This is a genomic window from Cohnella zeiphila, from assembly GCF_014212055.1.
GTDB lineage: Bacteria > Bacillota > Bacilli > Paenibacillales > Paenibacillaceae > Cohnella > Cohnella zeiphila.
Map to the genome: position 1 here is coordinate 1 of NZ_JACJVO010000040.1, position 19630 is coordinate 19630.

The window sequence follows — 19630 nt, forward strand, 5'->3', positions numbered from 1 at the left end:
TGTATTAGCTGGTTTTTTTGTTTTACATAAACCCCCCATTCATTTGACAATTTACAAATTGTTTACGCCGATGGCTATCTGCATTAACTTGCCGGTAATTTGCAACAAACACACGAAAGGTAAGCTCTTCACAGAATGCAAGCATGTCCGAAGCCCATAAGAAGGGCGGACGGCGCAATCAAGCATTCCGAAGGGAGCAACCCGTATGAACGGATCGGAGAGGAGCGTCCGCCTGCCCGGCAACGTCGCTTCCCCACGGACGGCGAAGCGGCTGGGAAGAGCGGCAACCCTCAGCGGTCTACGCCGGCGCGAGAGTTTGCTGGCTTACGTTTTTCTTGGCCCGTCGCTCATTCTGTTCGGCATTTTCTTCTTTTACCCCATGCTTGACTCGGTCATCTTGAGCCTTCATTCCACCGATCCGACGGGGAAGGTGGTCGGCTACGTCGGACTGGACAACTTCAAGTTCCTGACGCAGGACTTCCATTTCCTGAAAGGGCTGCAGGTCACCGCGATGTTCACGCTGCTGACCGTCCCGACGGGAATTGCGATCGCGCTGGCGCTCGCCGCCATGACCAGCGGCAGAAGCAGGGGAATGAAAGGATTCCAATTCGTTTTCTCCATGCCGGTCGTGCTCTCGGTCGGTTCCTCCTCGGTTATCTGGATGTTCCTGTTCCATCCGTCTCTCGGCATGTTGAACTACTTCCTGGGCCTGCTGAACGTATCGCCGGTGCCTTGGCTCGTCAGCCCGCAATGGGCGCTCGTCTCCGTCTCGATGATGACGGTCTGGATGAACATGGGGTTTCTTTATATCGTGCTGCTGAGCGGCATCAAGGGGATTCCGGAAGAGATCCTCGAGAGCGCCAGGATCGACGGAGCCGGACCGTTCCGGTCGTTCGCCGGCATTCTGCTGCCTCTGCTCTCGCCTTCGCTGTTCTTCGTCACCGTCATCTCCGTCATCGGAGCGTTCCAATCGTTCGGGCAAGTCAACATCCTCACCCGCGGCGGGCCGATGGACAGCACGAACGTGCTCGTCTACTCCATTTACCAGGAGGCATTCGTCAATTACCGCTTCGGCACGGGCAGCGCGCAGGCGCTGGTGCTGTTCGCCATCATTTTGCTGCTGACGCTGGTGCAGTTCAAGTGGGTGGAAAAGAGGGTGCACTATCAATGAGCGGAAGATGGCCTGCTGCCGTGCTCTATGCGGTGTTGACGATTTGCGCGCTGGCCGTTCTTTACCCGGTTCTCTATACGTTCTCCTCCTCGCTCATGTCTCCGGGGGAATCGAACCTGTCGCCGCCGCATCTGTATCCCCACAGCCCGAGTCTGGACAATTTCTCCGGCGTGTTCAAAGCCGTGCCGATCGCCGCGTTTCTCGGCAACACGCTGCTCGTATCCGCGCTCGTCACGATCGGGCAGATCGTCACGTCCGGCATGTCCGCGTACGCGTTCGCCCGCATGCGGTTTTTCGGCAAAAGCGCGCTGTTCGCCCTCTTCATGGCCACGATGATGATCCCATGGGAAGTGACGATCATCCCGAACTATTTGACCGTTCGGGCATGGGGCTGGCTCGACTCCTATCAAGGGCTTATCGTTCCGTTCCTGGCGCTGTCGTTCGGAACGTTCCTGTTGCGGCAATTTTTCCTGCAGCTGCCCGACGAACTGTTCGAAGCCGCCCGGATGGACGGATGCGGTCACGCGCGCTTTTTCGTATCGCATGTGCTGCCGCTGTCCCGCCCCGCCCTCGGAACGCTGGCCGTCTACTCGTTCCTGAACATGTGGAACTCGTACTTGTGGCCGCTGCTCGTCACCAACAGCGACAAGATGAGAACCGTGCAGATCGGCGTCGCGATGCTGCAGTTCCAGGAGACGACATCGTGGAACCTCGTTTTTGCCGGCATCGCGCTCGTCATCCTGCCGTCGCTGCTTCTGCTCGTCTTCGGCCTGAAGCAGTTGGTACGAGGCATGACCGCCGGCGCTCTGAAAGGATAAAACATTTCCCCCAAAAGGGATGTGAAGCTTGGCAGCCGATTCCAATGTCTCGTTATTCATTAAAATCATCCTATAAAGGGAGAGAACCGATCCATGAACCAGGTATCGACGAAAGCACTGCTCGCCGTATCCGCCGCAGCCGCACTGGCGCTCGTTTCCGCTTGCGGAAGCAGCAACAACGGCAACAACGCGGTGAGCGCCGCCCAGCCGTCCTCCGCCAACGGCCCGTCCCAGAGCAGCGCGACTCCGTCCGCAAGCCCGTCTGCTAGCCCGTCCGAATCGGTAAGCGCCGCCAAGCCCGTCAAGCTCACCTGGTGGCATTCCATGACCGGCCCGGGGGCGGAAGCGATCAACAAGATCGTGTCCGACTTCAACGCGTCGCATCCGGACATCCAGGTGCAGGCGGTGTTCCAGGGCAAGTACGACGACAGCCTGAACAAGCTGAAAGCGACTCTCGGCTCGTCCGAAGGCCCGGACATCATTCAGGTGTACGAGATCGGCAGCCGCTTCATGGCGGATTCCCAAGCGATCACGCCGATGCAGAAGTTCATCGATCAGGACTCGTTCGACCTGAGCCAGCTCGAGCCGCACATCCTCCAGTATTACACGGTGGACGGCAAGCTGAACGCGATGCCTTTTAACACGTCGAATCCGATTCTCTACTACAATAAGGACGCTTTCAAAGCGGCCGGGCTCGACCCGGAGAAGCCGCCGACCACGTACGAGGAGTTCGAGAAGGACGCCAAGGCGCTGACCAAAAAAGGCCAGGCCGGCGCGTCGATCGCCATTTACGGCTGGTTCATGGAGCAGTTCTTCGCCAATCAGAACGCGGACTATCTGAACAACGGCAACGGCCGGACGTCTCCGGCGACCGAATCGCTCGTCAACGCCGACGCCGGCGTCAACACGCTGACCTGGTGGAAGAGAATGATCGACGCCAAGACGGCGACCAACCTCGGACGCAACACCGATGATACGGACGCCGCGTTCGCCGCCGGACAAATCGCCATGACGCTCGATTCCACCGCCTCGCTGCGCAATATCGTCAACCAGGTCGGCGGCAAGTTCGAAGTGGGCACGGGCTTCCTGCCCCGGCCGGCCAGCGCGAACCAAGGCGGGGTCGTCGTCGGCGGCGCCAGCTTGTATATCATGAACAACAAACCGGAAGACGAGCAGCAAGCTTCTTGGAAATTTATCAAGTATCTGACCTCGCCGGAAGTACAGGCTACTTGGAGCGTAAGCACCGGTTACTTCCCGATTACCAAAGCGGCGTACGACCAGCAAGTTTTGAAAGACAACATGGCCAAGTACCCGCAGTTCCAGACGGCGGTCGACCAGCTTCACGCTTCGGCCGATTCGACGGCGACGCAGGGCGCGATGATGGGCGTGTTCCCCGAAGCCAGACAGGTCGTCGAAGGCGCCATCGAGTCCGTTCTGAACGGCAAGCAGGAGCCGAAGGCCGCATTGGACGACGCCGCCAAGCAAATCACGGACAAGATCGCGCAGTACAACAGCACCGTGAAAAAATAAGAGTATCGTACCAGTTGGAAGAGGCCGTCCTCTTGCCGCGGCAGCGGCGGGAGGGCGGTTTTTTCTGAACCTATCAGAAAGTATAAAATTCGTGGTCCAGGGTTGCGCCCAGGCAAACAATTGTAAACGATTGTGTTAACGGTGGACGCGGGCCGGAAAAGAAGCGAGTCAATCGAGAGAAGGAACGGGAATTTCTCCTCTTAAATTGAATTAAAAACTTCGGAAATGGGGATTTGCAGGAAGCGCATTGGGCGTTCATGAAGGGGACTTTCCCTTTCACTGCGCCATCACGACTCTTAGAGGGGCTGACGGCTAAATATGGGCCCGATACTGGCCGGGAGTGACGCCGACGAACTTCTTGAATTGGCGCATGAAGTGGGTATCGTGCTCGTAGCCGCACATCGCGGCGACCTCCGTCACCGAATAGGCGCTGTGCTGCAGGAGATACTTGGCATACTCCAATCTTCCGTTAATGATGTCGGTAACGACGGAGCAGCCGAACAAATCCTTATACAGATGCTGAAAATAGGATTTGCTCAAGTTGAGCCGCGAGGCCAGCAGCTCTACGGTGCAGTGCCGCTGCGGAGAATTAAAGAGCTCGTCGCGCAGCTCCGAGAACTGCCGGAAGTAGCGGCCCTGCTTCTCGGTGAGGGACATCTCGCGAAGGTTGCTCAGCTTCATCAGGAGCGACCGGATCTCGGTGTCGACGATCCGCTGCGTAAGCGGCCCGCCCGATTTGCGAATCCGGTGCAGTTCCATGATGCTTCGGGAGATGAGCGAGGGGTCGGTCCCGGGAAGAAGCGTGTCGAGCGGAAGCTGCAGATCGGCGAGAAGCTCCGCCATCCCGGGGCCGACGCAATGGAACCAGTCGTTGACGAACGGCAGGTCGGATTCGCGATACGAGTGAGGGGTCGTCGGGCCGAACAGAATGTAAGAGTCCCGTTCGCAGATCGACCGCTTGCCGCGGACGACGACCTCGGATCGGCAGCGGAAGAAGACGAAAGCATAATCCCCCGAGCCCTGAGGACGATTTATCAGGATCCCGTCCGGATGGATATAGCGATAGCCGCAGCCCAGCAATTCGATCATTCCATCCTCTCCCCGGCTTAAAAAAAGCAGAATAGGTCAGTTAATATCATCATAGTCGATTGTTGTCCCGCTATCAAACTCCTACAATTTTGATTAGGCATCCATCAGCGGATTGGAGGAATGGAATATGAGACGGCAAGGGACGTTAAGGGTTCGCACGCAGGATAAGGGCGCGCCATTGGGAGACTTGTTCGGCATCTTCTTCGAAGATCTCAATCATGCCGCAGACGGCGGCCTTTATGCCGAGCTCGTTCAGAACCGGTCGTTCGAATTCGATCCGGTCGATCATCCGGACTATCATGCCTTAACCGCATGGGAGATCGTCGAACGCGGACAGGGCAGGGCGAATCTGACCGTCGAAGACGAGCGGCCTTTGAACCCGCGGAACATCCATTACGCGGCCATCGATATCGTATCGGAAGGCGACGGAGTCGGCCTGGCCAATCGCGGTTTCAATACCGGCATTCCGGCGAGGCAGGGAGAACGGTACCGGTTCTCCGTCTATGCGAGAAGGGACGCCAGCTTCGAAGAGCCGGTTCGGATTGCGATCGAGCGAGGGGACGGTACGGTTCTCGGAGAGACGATCATTCGGGTCGATTCCTCCGAGTGGAAGCGGTACGAGGCGGACATCGTCGCGAACGCGACCGACAACGGCGGCAAGCTGACGATCGTCACGAAGGGAACCGGCAAGCTGTACCTGGATATGGTGTCCCTGTTCCCCGCGAAGACGTTCCGCGACCGGCCGAACGGCCTTCGCGAGGATATCGCGAGCCTGCTGGCCGGCCTGAAGCCGAAGTTCATGCGGTTCCCCGGCGGATGTCTCGTTCATGACGGGTCGCTCGATCCGGACGATCGGGATTCGATGTACCGATGGAAAAACACGATCGGAGACGTTGCCCAGAGACCCGCGCGGCGCAACAATTGGCGATACAATCAGACGTTGGGCCTGGGTTATTACGAACTCTTTCAATTCTGCGAGGATATCGGCGCGAAGCCGATCCCGATCCTGCCCGCCGGCTACGATCCCCATCACAAGCGCATCGTGCCGATCGAGGAGCTCGGGCCTTGGATCGGCGACGCGCTGGACCTGATCGAGTTCGCGAACGGCGGCGCGTCGACCGAATGGGGCCGCATCCGCGCGGAGCTTGGCCACCCGGAACCGTTCGGACTCGAATATATCGGCATCGGCAACGAGGAAGTCGGCGCGCCCTTCTTCGAGCGCTACGAATATTTCCATCGCGCGATCAAGGAGAAGCACCCGGAGATCAAGATCATCAACTCCAGCGGCCCTTTCGCCGCGGGCGGCGAATACGAGCGCGGATGGAAGTCCGCCCGGGACAACCGGTCGGATCTCGTCGACGAGCACTATTACCAGACGCCGGAGTGGTTCCTGGCCCATGCCGGCCGCTACGACGGCTTCAAGGCCGACGATCCGAAGGTATTCCTGGGCGAATACGCCTCCTGGGGCAACACCTACTACAATGCGCTGGCCGAAGCCGCCTTCATGACCGGACTCGAACGGAACGCGCACGCGGTAGCGCTCGCTTGCTACGCCCCGCTGCTCTGCAATGCCGATTACGTCAACTGGAAGCCGGACCTGATCTGGTTCGACAATCATCAGGCGTTCGGGACCGCGAATTACTACGTTCAGCAGCTGTTCATGCACCACCAGGGCGACCGTCTGCTGCCGATCGAGGCGAGCGGCTTCGAGGCTGCGAAGCCGCTTCGGGAAGCGACGCCGATCCGGGGAACGATCGCGCTGGGAACGGAAGGAAGCAGCGTTCATTACTCGTCGATCCGGTTGGTCAACAACGCGACGGGCGAGACGCTCGAATATCCGGACGTCTCGCTGGACCAATCCGGCGCGGGCAAGAAGCAAATCTTCGAATTGGGAGCAGCGGACGGGGACGACTATACGCTGCATCTGAGAGCCAGGAAGGACGGCGGCGGTCCAAGGGGATTCAACCTGTATTTCGGCTGGAAGGACGATCGGAACCATCTGAATTGGGAGATCGGCGGATGGCAGAACCAGGACAGCATCATCCATTCCTTCATCGACGGAAGGGGCTCCGTGTTGACCCAGAGCCTGTTCGAGGTCGAGAACGGCGTAGGGTACGATTTGACGCTGCGGATATCGGGCCGGAGCGTTCAAGCTTCCATTGACGGAACGCTAATGGCCGAGACGGAGGACAAGATTCCGCTCATCGAACCGCTGTATTATACGGCAAGCGTAGAAGAAGCGACCGGAGACACGATCGTGAAGGTCGTCAATGTCCGAGACGAATCCGAACTTGCCGCGATGGTGCTGGAGAGTTGGCCGGGCAAAGGTCCGGTAACGGTAGAAGCGCATATTCTCTCCGGCTATCGTCCGGACGAAGCCAATTCGTTCGAAGAGCCTGCCCGCATCGCCCCGAAGACGAAGACATTGACCTTCGACGGACCTTCCTTCGATTATGAGTTCCCGAACCATTCGGTGACCGTTCTACGAATTCGCGGTTAGCCGAATGGCGCTGAATCTACGATCAGGACATCGTGGTGAGAAGCTATTTCGACGATCAACCGAGCTGACCGGTGCTTGTCAAGCGTACGTGGGGCTGTACCCGGAATTCGACTTCGGGATACAGTTCCACCCACTTTTTCCACACGTGATCGGGGTTCCCGGGATGCCGGGCACGGTAGCGCAGCCCGAATCCGATCGGATCGATGTTCGCCTGCTGCAGACGCTTGACGAATTGAAGGGCCCGCTCCTTGATTTCCTGCTCCGCTTGGCGCTCGTACTTCGCCAATTCGGTTTTGGAAATGGGACTGGTCGCTTCTTCGATAATCCCATGAATATGGGGTTTCAGCGTAATAACGGTTTTGCCTTGAACGTTTTCGATCGTGAACGAGCCTTTGACGTTATCCGCCGAGATGATGAAGTAGCCTTGGTCCTGACGGATTTGGATGTCGTATTTTCCGATTCCTTGATAGAAGGAGTTGAAGATCTTCGTATCCAGAGGATCGAGAACGAGCCTCATCTTGTTTTTATCCAGAAGAGCCACCTTGTTGATGGCGACTTGCTGGTCGCCCCTCGATTCGACGATCGGAAGAATGGGATCGAGTCCCCGCTCTCTGAGCCTGCGGCGGAAATCGAACAAATATTCGGAGACGATATAAGCCGTCTCGGTACCGACTTGCCCGAACGACATAAAGAGCATGTTGGACGGAAGCCGCTCGGTCGGCGGCCGAAGGTCCAGGATCGATCTGCCGTCGGGGACTCCCGCCGCGACCCAGGCGATATTCTGGATGTCCCGGCGTCGGACGAACCAGTCCATCACCTCGTCCATGTTCCCTTTCTCGACGAGCTCGCGGCCGATGACGATCGCCTTCAAATGGCCCAGATCGAGTTCTTTATCCACTTTCGATTTAATAATCCGGACCGCTTGCGCAATGGAATCGGTGTCTTCGGAGACGAGCGTGTACTGGTTGGAACCGAATTTTTCCGACGGACTCGGAATCGCCAGCTTTACGGTAACGAGATACTTCTTGTCTTCCTTGCCCGACGGATCGACCGACATCGCGACGACAAAGAAGCGTTTGTCGATATCTTTGAATCCGCAGCCGCCGAGCGCCGATCCCGCGAGCAGCAGGGTCAAGAGAACGAGAAGCCGTTTCCCCTTCATGACGTTCTTCTCCTTCTGGCGGCAATAAGAATAAGGGCGACGATCAGCACCTCGCTGGGCAAGCGAAAGTTTAACCATACTCTTCCGACGGCCAAAATGTTGTTCTCGTTGAAGAAAAAAGCGAGAACGAGCGAGACCGACGCGAAAAAGGCGAAAAAGATCCAGGAAGTCAACGGCTTCTTCCGGGACCAGGAGGAGGGCAAGCAATCCTTCAGGAGATCCGAGGCGATGTGCCATCGGACGATGATGCTCCCCAGGGAGATTCCGGAATAGAGCAGCAGGAATAAAGGGAGGACCCGTTCGACGATGCCCAGTTCCACCCGCATCGAATCGGCCGTGATGATCCAGGGGTAGATGTAGTCCGAGACGCCGTCCGCTCCCTGGAAGGCGATCGGGATCGAGAACGAGGCGAACAGGATCGCGAGGCCGAGCGCCCCGAACAGCCATACCGACTTCGGGGAAGGCGTCTGTTTAAAGGCTTTGTGAACGACGACCAGGTCCGAATACCCGCTGAAAATATACGTCGCGGCGGACAAGGCGGTCCACGTCGGAAGCGCGGAATAGCTCATCCCCACGGTCGCCACCGCGTCCCAATCGTAGGATCGGTTCCAGAATGCCTTTACGATAATGAAAAGGATGAGGGGAACATCGATAAACAAGATGATTTCGACCAGATAAAGGACCTGCTTGGTTCGATGGACGGCGGCCATGCAGATGACGATCAGGAACATGAATATCCCCATAACGAGAGGGGTCTCCGGACTGATATACCGGATGCTCGTATCCGCGATGGACAGGAGCGAAATGCAGCCGGCCATGAAAAACTGACAGGCTGACATCAAAAGAAGCACCCGGCCGATCCAACGGGGCAAAATCGAGTCGAGGATGTCGGTCAATCCCTGCCGCGGAAAGCGGGACATCGATTTCAAACAGGTATAAATAAGCAGCATCCCGATCGGCACGGAGGCGAGAATAGCCCAGATGGCGCCTTGAAACCGCGAGCCGATCAGGATTTGGGGCACATAGGACACGATGTTGACCAGCATGTTCAGGAATACAAGGTAAACGAAATACCGATTCAAACGCAGATCTCCTTTTAACCCGCTTCTTTCCGAGGGACGACCTTCCCGTTTTCCGCAAAAAATCTCAAATAAGCCCGGCCGTAGTTTTGCTTTCGGGTCAGATGCACGATCAGGCCGATGAACGCGATGACCAGCCCCATAATCCCGAAGATCGTCGTAATGCCGAGGAACACGTACTTCATCACCCGCATCGAGAACATCATCTCGTTGATCGGCAATACGAAGTTGGAGATCGCCACGCAAGCGACGATAATAATCATGATGTTGCTGACCAGCCCGGCCTGCGTGGCGGCCGTTCCCAGAATCAGCCCGCCGACGGTCGTCGCGGTCGAACCGATCGTTCGCGGCAGCCGAATGCTCGCTTCCGTCAGCAGCTCCATCATGAGCAGCATGAACAGCACTTCGATAAAGGACGGGTACGGTACCGGCGCGCGGCTTCCGGCAATCGACAAGGCCAGCTGCACCCGGAGAAATTCGGGATTGTACGAGGTCAGGCCGACATAGAACGAGGCCATCGTCAGGTTGAAAAACAAGCCGATATAGCGAAGCACGAGCAGAAACCGCGAGGTCCAGTAATGCGAATACACATCGTCCATCGCCGTCATGAAATCGTAAAACACGGCGGGAGCGACAATCCCGAAGGGAGTCCCTTGGACCAGAATCGCCACTTTGCCCTGACTGAGGTTCAATACGACCCGATCGGGCCGCTCGGTGATCATGACCGTCGGGAAAAGGGTTCGTCTGGCGGGACTCATCTTGCGCTGAAGCTGTCCCGCCGCCTGGATGACGATATGATCGCTTATTCGCTTCAGATCCTTTTTGATTCCTTCGAGAACCTCGGGGTCGACGAGCTCCCGATCGTAGAAGATCGCGATTTCGGTTTTCGGATGGGATTCCAGATTGGCCCTCTCCACCGTCAGGCTCGACTCGGTATAACGGCTTCGAATGACGTTCATGTTGGTGTCCAATTCCTCGCTGAACGCGTGCTTCGGACCGACGACCGAAACTTCCACTTCCGCGGGACCCGGCGAGGAGTTCAACGGCTTTTTCATCGGAACGTTGGCGATGAACGTATCTTCGATGCAGACGATCGCTTCGCCTTTGATGACCCGTTCGAGGAGTTGACCCGGACTCGACGACGTTTTTTGATTGATCAGCGAACGAACGTAATTCTCGTAGCTCTCCGCCCGATCGGCCTGGTATAGCGGCAGAACTAGATCCCGCTGGATTTTGAGGTCGTCGCAGATACTTTTCAAATAAAAGAGATGCACTGTCGTATCATGATGATCAAGCTGTCTGATCACGAAGTCGGAGGACTCGGCCATGGGCGAATCCAGCAACTCCTTCAGCTGTTGTACGTGTTCGGTCGACAGGAGCGGCACCTCCCTTTTTGGCTGGAGCGAGCGTAAGGCCGGCTGCGCTGCTTCCTATTGTAACCAATGCAAAGATTGGATATCCGACGCTACAATCGGCCTCCGCCGATGCCGATAAAAGAGACAGGACGATAATAGATCGGAGGCTTCGCATGTTTGCCAATCGTAAGGCCAAGATGGGCTCCGGCGCGCAGCCCAATACGGGTGCGGCATCGGGCCGTTCGGGAAGCGCGCCCGGCGGATGGCAGGCGCTGCAGCGAACGGTCGGCAATCAAGCCGTACTGCAGATGATCGGCGGCGACGGGAGACCGGCGAGACGGAAGAACCTGAAAGACACGTCGTCGACGCGGGAAGAGAGATTGGCCAAAACCGTCGAGGCCGCCAAGAAGAAACGCAAGAACGAAAAGGACGATGCGCTTGCCGTCAGGCGAGGGAAATATACCCTCGGCATGCACGGGTACAAAAAGTCGGAGCAGAAGCGGCTGTCGAATGCGTACGGCATCAGCGTAACGGGCTCGACGCACGAATCGGAGCATACGATCGGCTTCGAACCTCTCAACCAGACGTCGGGGAACAAACGGGGAGAGAACGCCACGGCGCGGTCCCTGGAGAATCGGGCCCCGGCCTATCAGGAAGTGAAGGAGCTTCACCGCGACCACATCGGGACGGGCACTCACGGATCGCGGGACGCGTCGGGCTTCAATTCGGAAGAATATCGCAACAGCCAGCGCAGCCTGCTGGAGGCGGGGGACGTCAGCAGCGCCGTGCAGCTCAACCAGCTCGGCTACGCGTTCGATCCGAACAAGTCGGCGCTGACGGCGACGGAAGAAGGCAAAGCGGCGACGGACTCCTACGATACGATGGTCGCCAACATGAATTCCGTCGCCTATGCGCAGGATGACGACGAGGTGTCGGTTGGCGTCGACGCCAAGCAGAAGGCGGAGATGTATTTGGCGCGCCGCGCCGCGATTACGGGCAAGTTCCCGACGATCGAAGAGGAGAACGCGGCAAGAATCAAGTTCGGCTTGGATCCGATCGCCGATTCTTGACAACATTTTCGATTCCTCCTACACTTGCTTCCATTATAAGCGGACTCGCCGGCGGCGTTCTTGCCCGTGACGTGTTCGGTCAAGCGGGCAGCCCCGGCAAACTTCCTATTCATGGAAGGCGCCGGGGCTTTTGTCGTCCGGCGAAGTGAAACGCTTGGAGCCGCTTTTCCCGCGGGGTTCGTTTGCGATGCGCCTCCGCGATTGCTATACTGGGCACGAACGCAGATTCGTCTTACTCTTTTCGGACAGGAGCCCAGCCGATGCGAACCCGTTCTCCCTGGATAAGGTACGCGATCATTTTTGCCGCTTATGCGATCGTGATGGCATTATACGCGAAATATACGTCACCCAATACCGTCCCCGCCGCTTACCAGGGGACCGATGTCGATCCGGCGACTTATTTTACGCCGCAGCAATTGCACGACAGCGAGACGCTGAACGCGGCGAGAAACTGGATCTTCTTCCTCGGCGGGCCGTGGGAATGGCTCATCTACCTGCTGCTGCTCGTCGGGGGCACGGGAAGCCGCTGGTGGGCGTCGCTGGCTCGGCGGAAGTGGCCGCTATCCGTGCGTTTTCCCGTTTTCGTGCTGGCGGTCAACGCGTTCGCATTCGTGCTGTACTTGCCCTTGCAAATATTCAGCTACGCGATGTCCAAGTCTTACGGAGTCACGACCCAGCCGGTGCTCGGCTGGCTGAGGGATAAGCTGGTCGGCTTCGCGGTCTCCTACATTACCGCGCTGGCCGTGGCGGCGGTCGTGTTCTGGATGCTGTCGCGCGGCGGGAGATGGTGGCTGAAGCTGTGGCTGATCTCGATCCCGTTCACGCTGTTCATGATGTACGTGCAGCCGGTCGTCATCGATCCGCTGTACAATCACTTCTCCCGGTTGTCGGACCCGAATCTGGAGAAGAAGATCTTGGATATGGCCGCGAATGCGGGCATTCCCGCGGACCGGGTGTACGAAGTGAAAATGTCGGGCAAGACGAACGCCATGAACGCCTACGTCAGCGGAATCGGCTCTTCGCTGCGCATCGTGCTCTGGGATACGACGCTCAAAAGCCTAGACGAGCCGGAAATCCTGCTAATTATGGGCCATGAGATGGGACACTACGTCATGCATCATCTGGAATGGAGCGCGGTCGGCGCGGTCGGTTCTTCGCTGGCCGTGCTATGGATCGGCTCGAAGCTGTACGCCTGGCTCATCCGCAGGCGCGGCGAAGCCTGGGGCATCCGCTCGCTGGCGGATCCGGCGGCTCTGCCCGCGATGCTGCTTCTGCTGTCGGTGCTGTCGTTCGTGTCGCTGCCGATCTCGAACGCGGTCTCCCGGCAAGCCGAGGCTTCTGCGGACCAATACGGCATGAAGCTGATCGGAAGCGCCGACGGGGCGGTGACGATGTACCAGAAGATGGCGGCGGCTTCCTTAAGCGACGTCAATCCGCCGCTGCTCTCCTTTTGGTTCCGCGACGACCATCCCACCGATATGGATAGAATGATCGATGCCGAGCGATTCGCCAAAGCCCATGGGGAATGAGCTGGGGCTCTATTTGCTGGGCGGGTTGAAAACGGCGCCGTTGTTTATGGAAGGAATGCGTCTCGCGCTGCACGAACGGTTGAAGGCGGCGGGGGAGGGGGTACATTCCCGCTTATTGCTGCCTTACGGGGATTGGAGCCGGCAAGCCGTGCCCCAGCTGTGGGAGATCCGCCGGGACATGAGGCGAACTCCGCATCGGACCGCGCGGTCGACGGGCGGCAGACGGGCGTTGCTGGCGATCGACGAGGAAGAGCGGTCGTCCGGCGTCCCGGCGCCGGGCAGACGAATTCTGATCGGTCACAGCGGCGGAGGCGTGGCGGCGGTGCATGCGGCGCAGACGCTCTGGGAACGCGAGGGCGGGCAGCCGTGCCCGGTCGTCCTCGTCGGCTCGCCGAGGATCCGCATCCCCGAGCGGCTGCGTGCGGCCACGCTCTATATCCATGCGGAGGGACGCACGCCCGGGCGGTCGGCCGATCCGGTCGCGCGGATCGGCTCCTTCGGGGGCTGGACCGTCTCCGACCGCTCCCGGCTGCCCGTCTGGCGAGCCGGCAAGTTCGCGCCGGAGAACGCCGTCTCGGTCCCGGTCATCGGCGGTCACGCGGACTATTTCCGCGACCGGACGCCGTTCGTCGACCCGCAAGGACGTTCCAACCTGGACCGGCTGCTGGAGATCGTATGGCCGTGGCTTTGCTCGCGGCTCGGCCTTATCCCGGAATCGACTTGATGGACAGGCTGAAGGCAAAAAAAGCCGCGCTCGGCAAGCCGAGGCGGCGAGAAAAGCGGTCGTGCCAATTAATAGAAGATGCCGGCTTTGAGAATGATAACCAGCAGCACGAACAGAACGAGCACGAATGCGGCACCGTTTGTTGCGCAAGAAGCTCCACCAACATAGCCCATGATATCACCCCGCTGTAGGTTGATGTTGTGGTTCACCCTCCTATCATATGTGGGGAGAATATCGTGGACTGGACATACGCACAGTTCTGGTTTTTTTATTTTAACCGCATCGGCGCGCTTGCGACGTTCGATTTAACCGGCCATCCGATCGTGGTCCTCGCATTTATCCGAGCAGTAGCCGTTGTGTTCCCGCTCGCAGTCGTCGCAGACGATGAATTGCATGTGGCAAGTATCGTCCGTGCAGTTGATGTAACGGTCTGCGGGCTTGCCGCAGTGGTGGCAGCGGCCGACGACGATATCCTCGTCCGTATGGTTGATCGGCACGGAGATTCGCTCGTCGAACACGTAGCATTTGCCGTCGAACAGCCGTCCCTTTACTTCCTCGTCTTTGCCGTAAGTGACGATGCCGCCTTCCAGCTGGTACACTTCCTTGAACCCTTCCTTGATCAGGAAGCCGCTCAGTTTCTCGCAGCGGATGCCTCCCGTACAATAAGTGAGCACGGGCTTGTCCTTGAACCCGTCCATGTTCTCGCGGATCCAGGTCGGGAATTCGCGGAAGCTCTCGACGTCCGCGCGGATCGCGCCCCGGAAGTGCCCGAGGTCGTACTCGTAGCCGTTGCGTCCGTCCAGCACGACGACGTCGTCCCGCCGGAGCATCTCGTAAAACTGCTTCGGCGCCAGACGCGCCCCGCTGACGACGTTCGGATCAAGCTCCTCTTCGTCGAAGCGCATCGTCACGAGCTCCTTGCGGTAGCGGACGAATATTTTCTTGAACGCGTGCTCTTCCGCTTCGTCGATCTTGAAGACGGTGTCCGCAAACAACGGATTCGCCTTCAGGTCGCGCATATATCGCTCGGTCTGCTCCGGGGTTCCGGACAGCGTGCCGTTGATCCCTTCGTCGGCGATGAGAATGCGGCCTTTGACGCCGAGCTCCTTGCAGTAGGCCAGATGCTCCTGGGCGAACGTCTCCGCCTCCGGCAGCCGGACATATTTATAGAACAGCAGCACCCGATAGGGGAACGATGGATTCATGGTCTTTTTCACCTTGTTCATTAGATTTGGGCGACTACTAGTATACCACATCCGCGCGGAGCGTGAGCAAGCGGCGGGCCGGAATCGCATTCCGGCAGGCATTTCCGGCGTTTCCGGCGGAAAATGGTACGCCGAAGCCGGAATTGTACCTTTACTTGCGGCGGGGAAAACGGTACGATCTTGCTATAGTAAGCGCTCACAAAGAAAAGGGATTCCTCCGCTTCGCATCTGGTCGGTCGGACTCGGTTGCCATATCGGGCCAAAGCAACTACGGTGAGTCATCGGGAGTTGCTTTTCCGTTTTTTTGAGGGGTTAATTTGGGGGGATGAACGTGCCTAAGTTTTCGGGGGTCTTTCGAAGTTTTCTGATCTCGTACATCGTCATCCTGATCATTCCCAGCCTGGCCGGGTACATGTCCTACCGCACGTCGATCTCCGTCACGAAGTCCGTCTCGATCGAGAACGGCATTACCCAGCTCCAGAAGAGCAAAGAGATATTGGAGCGGCGCATGGCCGAAGTCGAAGGCTTCACTCGGCAGCTAGCGATCAATCAGGACTTGAACGTGCTGATGAACGAGAGAACGGCGAATGACCAGACGAACGTCTACGGCATTTGGAAAATGATGAGAGACGTGCTGACGTTCGGGCAGACGAACGATTTTTTGCAGAACTTCTTTATTTATCTGACCAACTACAACGTGGTGCTGACGCCGGGCTCTGCTTATTTCCGTCCGGAGCATTATTATGAGAGCTTCCACTACGGCGATCTGTCGTTCGACGAATGGAAGCAGAAGATTCTCGATCAGACGCACCGCAGCGAGATCATGCCGCTTCATCCGTTCGTCAACAAAGGGACGGATACTTCCGTCATCACCTACATGCAGTCGCTGCCGTTGGACAGCTTCAACGGCTCGTCGCCCGCCATCGCGGTCGTGCTGATCGACGCGAAGACGATGACGAGTCTGCTGTCGGGGCTGACGGACCGCTACGGAGGCTGGGTCGACATCAGCGACGCCCAGGGCCAGCCGATCGCGATGCAGGGCATCGCGCAAGCGGACATCGCGAGCATGACGTCGGACCCGAGCTTCGACTCGAACAAGATGGACCAGTTCTACGATGACGATCTGGTCATTACGATTCGCTCGTCGTCGAACGGCTGGGTATACCGGGCCGGCATTCCGAGACATGCCCTGATGGAGAACGCGAACAAGATCAAAGCGATCACGTGGACCGTGACCGGAATGGCGCTCGTCCTCGGGGTTGTCGTCGGCTTCCTGCTCGCCTATCGCAACAGCGCCCCGATTCATCGGCTTCTGGGCATCGTGCGCGAGCAGTTCGGCCAGGAAGGAGGCGCTTCGAACCGCAGCGACTACGACTTCCTGCACGGCAACATCTCGGAGATGATCACGAGCAACAAACGGCTCGAGTCCGAGCTTCGAAGGCAGCTTCCGCTCGTACGGGACGCTTTTCTCAAGCGGCTGATCGCCGGCGAATTCAAGTCGCGGGACGAGATTCTGGCCGCGGCGGCCCAGGCGAACACCGGCGTCAGCGGCCATTCCGGCTACGCCGCGATCCTGCAGATCAACGGCTATTCCGGAATGGACAGCGTCGAGATACTGAACGAGCTGAGCGCGGCGCGGCTGCTGCTGAAGCAGGGACTGATCGACCGGGCGGGGCAGATTCCGATGACGGACCTGGGCTCGGACAAAATCGTGATTCTGTTCCCGACCGTCGACGGGGAGACCGGGCATCCGGTCGCCCGCGAGGATGTCGAGCACTATTTGAACAATCTGGAGAGGCACGTGGCGGCGGAATACCGGATGAGCTTCACCGCCGCGTTGGGCGGCTTTTTCCCGAGCGAGACGGAAGTTCCGCACTCGTTCGAGCAGGCGAAGCAGGCGCTGGAATACGCCCTCCACTTGAACCGCAAAGGCGTGCTGTGGCACGACGAGATGAAGCTGGAGAGCGCCACGTTCTATTACCCGCTGGATATGGAGCTGAGGCTGATCGGCACGATCCGCGCCGGGGAGATCGAGGAAGCGCGGCGGATCGTCGATTCCGTCATTTCGCAAAATACGATGCGGCGCGAGCTGTCGATCGAGATGAAGCACCAGCTGGTCGGGGAGATCAAAGGAACGTTCCTGAAGCTGCTGGACCAGAAAGCATTTCAGGAGTCGGATCAATTCGAGACCGTCAAAACGCGGATTCTCGGCATTCAGGAGACGGAGACGATCGACGGGGTAAGACGGGAGATCGACGAAGTCATGGGAACGTTGTGCAGGCTCGTCACGAGCCGCAAAAACGATTCCCATATGCGGACGGTGGAGCAGATCAAGCAGTTCGTGCAGGAGCGGTATTCGGATTCCGAGCTGACGCTGTATCGAATCGCCGAGCAGGTCGACCGGCCCGAGAAATACATCTCGCAGCTGTTCAAGGAAGTGACCGGCACGAATCTGTCCGACCATCTGGAGAAAGTCCGCATGGACCGAGCCGTCGCCCTGCTGCGGAACCACGACCATACGGTGGACGAGATCGCGTCCAAGGTCGGCTACAACAGCTCCCATTCGTTCCGGCGGGCGTTCAAACGGGTAACGGGCGTATCCCCGAGCTCGTTCCGGCAATCCGCCGACCATTGGGAAGGAGGGCAGATCGCCGAATGAACGTGCGAACGGGCATCTTGCCGATGTTGACGATTTTTCTGGCTCTGACGGCAACGGCTTGTTCCCCGGCGGGAGAACCGCGGGGAGCGAGCCCATCCGCGGATCCGCTCGTCTTGCGCGTGTTCGCCCAGCAGAACGCGGACCAGAACCTGGCCACCAACGACTTCACGAAGCAGCTGGAGAGCCGGTTCAACGTCCGGTTCGACTGGGACCTCGTCCCTTACGACGGGGCCAAAGAAAAGCGGCAAATCTCGCTGGCCGGAGGACATTACGACGACGCTTATATTTTGACGGCCTACATCGACCAATTCTCGCAGGCGGACGTGCTCCGCTACGGGAAGCAGGGCGTGTTCGTGCCGCTTAACGATCTGATCGGGAAATACGCCCCGCACATCCGCGACGCGCTGGCGAACAATCCCGATCTGCGGGCTTTCAGCACCGCGCCGGACGGCAACATCTACGGGCTCGTCGATTACAGCGAATGCTACCACTGCTCTTATCCGAACAAGATGTGGCTGAATACGAAATGGCTGGATCGGCTTCATCTGGACATGCCGCGCACGACCGAGCAGTTCAAGCAGGTGCTGGAGGCGTTCAAGACGCGCGACCCGAACGGCAACGGGCTGGCCGACGAGGTGCCTCTCAGCGGGTCGACGGAAGATTTCGGCGTGCACGTCATTCCTTTTCTCATGAACGGCTTTATTTATGACGACGACCAGACGTACCTGCAGCTTGTGAACGGGAAAGCGGAGATGGTCGCGAACCAGGAACGGTGGAAGGAAGGCCTAGCCTATATCAAGTCGCTGTACGACGAGGGACTGATCGATCCGGGCGCGTTCACCCAGAACGCCGACGCGTACAAGATGATCGGCGAGAACGACGGCGCGCAGATTCTCGGGGCCGGGGCGGCGATGCACCCGGCGATCTTCGTCGATACCGGGCAAGGGAACACCAGGGGAAGCGACTATAATCCGGTGCCGCCGCTCGTCGGTCCTTACGGTTCCTATGCCGTATACAAGAAAATGGGGATTCTGCCGGGCGCCAAATTCGTCATCACGGATCGGGCGAGCGAAGCGGAGAGAATCGCGCTGATCCGCATGGTCGATTACATGTTCACGCCCGAAGGCCAAGCCTTCGCCGAGATCGGCAAAGAGGGCGTGGAGTGGAGGCGTCCGCTCCCCGGAGAGAAAGGGCTCGACGAAGCCATCCAACCTTCGTTTGCCACGATCCCGCTCGGGAAGGGAGAGAAGCCCCGCAACTCGGGCTGGGGCGGCATGGGCCATTTCTACATGCCGAAGTCGTACCGGGACAGCTGGGTTCAGGGCATGGACATTTACGCGCCGGACGGCTATGAGCGCAGACTGTTCGAAGCGACCGGTCTGTACGACGGCAAGCAGTCTCCGAATTTGTACCCGACCTGGTCGGTGTGGATCGACTCTTCCCAGGCGGACGAGGCCAGCATTTTGCAGACGAACCTGAAGTATTACATCGAGCAGAACGCGCTGGAATTCATTACCGGCGACAAAAATTTGGACAGCGACTGGGATTCGTACGTGAAGGGCTTCGGCGACCTCGGCTTGAGCTCTTACCTGGCGATCATGCAGCAGGCGTACGACGCGTCGCTCCGCCTTAGCCGGAAGTAGGCAGGGGATGGCACTTTCAGAGCGATGGTGATTTTTTTGGGGCGGCGGTCACCTCTGGCCCATTCGGCCATACGATGCGGCCAAACGATGCGGCAA

Annotated in this window: 14 protein-coding genes and 1 pseudogene; 9 read left to right on the forward strand and 6 right to left on the reverse strand. The window is 58.6% G+C overall.

Annotation, left to right across the window (positions count from 1 at the left end; genetic code table 11):
- Positions 1-205 precede the first annotated feature (205 nt).
- From H7C18_RS29170 to H7C18_RS29180, 3 genes are all read left to right on the forward strand, one after another.
- Positions 206-1171 (forward strand): carbohydrate ABC transporter permease, encoded by a 966-nt coding sequence (locus H7C18_RS29170; RefSeq protein WP_185132649.1) that lies wholly within the window; start codon positions 206-208, stop codon positions 1169-1171.
- On the forward strand, positions 1168-1989 hold the full coding sequence (locus H7C18_RS29175) for a carbohydrate ABC transporter permease (protein WP_185132650.1): 822 nt from the start codon (positions 1168-1170) through the stop codon (positions 1987-1989). The genes H7C18_RS29170 and H7C18_RS29175 overlap by 4 nt, the downstream gene beginning before the upstream one ends.
- A gap of 93 nt (positions 1990-2082) precedes the next feature.
- Positions 2083-3519 (forward strand): ABC transporter substrate-binding protein, encoded by a 1437-nt coding sequence (locus tag H7C18_RS29180; RefSeq protein ID WP_185132651.1) that lies wholly within the window; start codon positions 2083-2085, stop codon positions 3517-3519.
- A gap of 312 nt (positions 3520-3831) precedes the next feature.
- On the opposite strand, the gene H7C18_RS29185 is transcribed toward H7C18_RS29180, so the two are convergent.
- Complete coding sequence (locus H7C18_RS29185) at positions 3832-4608, reverse strand: helix-turn-helix transcriptional regulator (protein WP_185132652.1); 777 nt, start codon at positions 4606-4608, stop codon at positions 3832-3834.
- A gap of 187 nt (positions 4609-4795) precedes the next feature.
- Here H7C18_RS29185 and H7C18_RS29190 point away from each other — a divergent pair.
- A pseudogene (locus H7C18_RS29190) lies at positions 4796-7108 on the forward strand (alpha-L-arabinofuranosidase C-terminal domain-containing protein); the annotation flags it as partial.
- Between the two features lie 55 nt (positions 7109-7163).
- Here the strand turns inward: H7C18_RS29190 and H7C18_RS29195 are convergent.
- From H7C18_RS29195 to H7C18_RS29205, 3 genes are read right to left on the reverse strand one after another with little or no spacing between them, the layout of a single operon-like run.
- Positions 7164-8270 (reverse strand): Ger(x)C family spore germination protein, encoded by a 1107-nt coding sequence (locus H7C18_RS29195; RefSeq protein ID WP_185132654.1) that lies wholly within the window; start codon positions 8268-8270, stop codon positions 7164-7166.
- The gene (locus H7C18_RS29200; protein ID WP_185132655.1) at positions 8267-9352 is read right to left on the reverse strand and encodes a GerAB/ArcD/ProY family transporter; all 1086 of its coding nucleotides are present in this window, start codon (positions 9350-9352) and stop codon (positions 8267-8269) included. The genes H7C18_RS29195 and H7C18_RS29200 overlap by 4 nt, the downstream gene beginning before the upstream one ends.
- Positions 9353-9366: 14 nt before the next feature.
- Positions 9367-10677 carry a spore germination protein gene (locus H7C18_RS29205; RefSeq protein WP_185132656.1) on the reverse strand — a complete coding sequence of 437 codons (1311 nt, stop codon included), beginning with the start codon at positions 10675-10677 and terminating at the stop codon, positions 9367-9369.
- 200 nt (positions 10678-10877) lie between these two features.
- On the opposite strand from H7C18_RS29205, the gene H7C18_RS29210 reads away from it, so the two are divergent.
- The 3 genes from H7C18_RS29210 (at position 10878) to H7C18_RS29220 (ending at position 14027) form a co-directional block, all read left to right on the forward strand.
- Positions 10878-11774: a hypothetical protein gene (locus H7C18_RS29210; protein ID WP_185132657.1), complete on the forward strand. Its 897-nt coding sequence runs from the start codon at positions 10878-10880 to the stop codon at positions 11772-11774.
- A gap of 260 nt (positions 11775-12034) precedes the next feature.
- Positions 12035-13303 carry a M48 family metallopeptidase gene (locus tag H7C18_RS29215; protein WP_185132658.1) on the forward strand — a complete coding sequence of 423 codons (1269 nt, stop codon included), beginning with the start codon at positions 12035-12037 and terminating at the stop codon, positions 13301-13303.
- Positions 13293-14027, forward strand: coding sequence for a hypothetical protein (locus H7C18_RS29220; protein ID WP_185132659.1), 735 nt, complete (start codon positions 13293-13295; stop codon positions 14025-14027). Before H7C18_RS29215 ends, H7C18_RS29220 begins: the two co-directional genes overlap by 11 nt.
- Before the next feature lie 68 nt (positions 14028-14095).
- Here the strand turns inward: H7C18_RS29220 and H7C18_RS29225 are convergent, their stop codons facing one another.
- Together H7C18_RS29225 and trhO are read right to left on the reverse strand one after the other, a co-directional pair.
- A complete protein-coding gene (locus H7C18_RS29225) occupies positions 14096-14236 on the reverse strand; it encodes a hypothetical protein (protein WP_337913922.1) in 141 nt (46 codons plus the stop codon).
- 96 nt (positions 14237-14332) lie between these two features.
- Entirely contained in the window at positions 14333-15232 is a 900-nt protein-coding gene (gene trhO, locus H7C18_RS29230; RefSeq protein WP_185132661.1) for an oxygen-dependent tRNA uridine(34) hydroxylase TrhO, read from the reverse strand.
- Positions 15233-15557: 325 nt separating this feature from the next.
- On the opposite strand from trhO, the gene H7C18_RS29235 reads away from it, so the two are divergent.
- On the forward strand, positions 15558-17891 hold the full coding sequence (locus tag H7C18_RS29235; protein WP_202887605.1) for a helix-turn-helix domain-containing protein: 2334 nt from the start codon (positions 15558-15560) through the stop codon (positions 17889-17891).
- Positions 17888-19534, forward strand: a complete 1647-nt coding sequence (locus tag H7C18_RS29240) for an extracellular solute-binding protein (RefSeq protein WP_185132663.1) — start codon at positions 17888-17890, stop codon at positions 19532-19534. The genes H7C18_RS29235 and H7C18_RS29240 overlap by 4 nt, the downstream gene beginning before the upstream one ends.
- Positions 19535-19630 lie beyond the last annotated feature (96 nt).

What these genes read in the sequence shown, in the direction of transcription:
- H7C18_RS29220 (WP_185132659.1), top strand. Translation starts at nt 13,293, where the DNA reads ATGGGGAATGAGCTGGGGCTCTATTTGCTGGGCGGGTTGAAAACGGCG.
- H7C18_RS29180 (WP_185132651.1), top strand. Translation starts at nt 2,083, where the DNA reads ATGAACCAGGTATCGACGAAAGCACTGCTCGCCGTATCCGCCGCAGCC.
- H7C18_RS29205 (WP_185132656.1), bottom strand. Translation starts at nt 10,677, where the DNA reads ATGGCCGAGTCCTCCGACTTCGTGATCAGACAGCTTGATCATCATGAT.
- H7C18_RS29215 (WP_185132658.1), top strand. Translation starts at nt 12,035, where the DNA reads ATGCGAACCCGTTCTCCCTGGATAAGGTACGCGATCATTTTTGCCGCT.
- H7C18_RS29170 (WP_185132649.1), top strand. Translation starts at nt 206, where the DNA reads ATGAACGGATCGGAGAGGAGCGTCCGCCTGCCCGGCAACGTCGCTTCC.
- H7C18_RS29195 (WP_185132654.1), bottom strand. Translation starts at nt 8,270, where the DNA reads ATGAAGGGGAAACGGCTTCTCGTTCTCTTGACCCTGCTGCTCGCGGGA.
- H7C18_RS29210 (WP_185132657.1), top strand. Translation starts at nt 10,878, where the DNA reads ATGTTTGCCAATCGTAAGGCCAAGATGGGCTCCGGCGCGCAGCCCAAT.
- H7C18_RS29185 (WP_185132652.1), bottom strand. Translation starts at nt 4,608, where the DNA reads ATGATCGAATTGCTGGGCTGCGGCTATCGCTATATCCATCCGGACGGG.
- trhO (WP_185132661.1), bottom strand. Translation starts at nt 15,232, where the DNA reads ATGAATCCATCGTTCCCCTATCGGGTGCTGCTGTTCTATAAATATGTC.
- H7C18_RS29235 (WP_202887605.1), top strand. Translation starts at nt 15,558, where the DNA reads ATGAACGTGCCTAAGTTTTCGGGGGTCTTTCGAAGTTTTCTGATCTCG.
- H7C18_RS29240 (WP_185132663.1), top strand. Translation starts at nt 17,888, where the DNA reads ATGAACGTGCGAACGGGCATCTTGCCGATGTTGACGATTTTTCTGGCT.
- H7C18_RS29175 (WP_185132650.1), top strand. Translation starts at nt 1,168, where the DNA reads ATGAGCGGAAGATGGCCTGCTGCCGTGCTCTATGCGGTGTTGACGATT.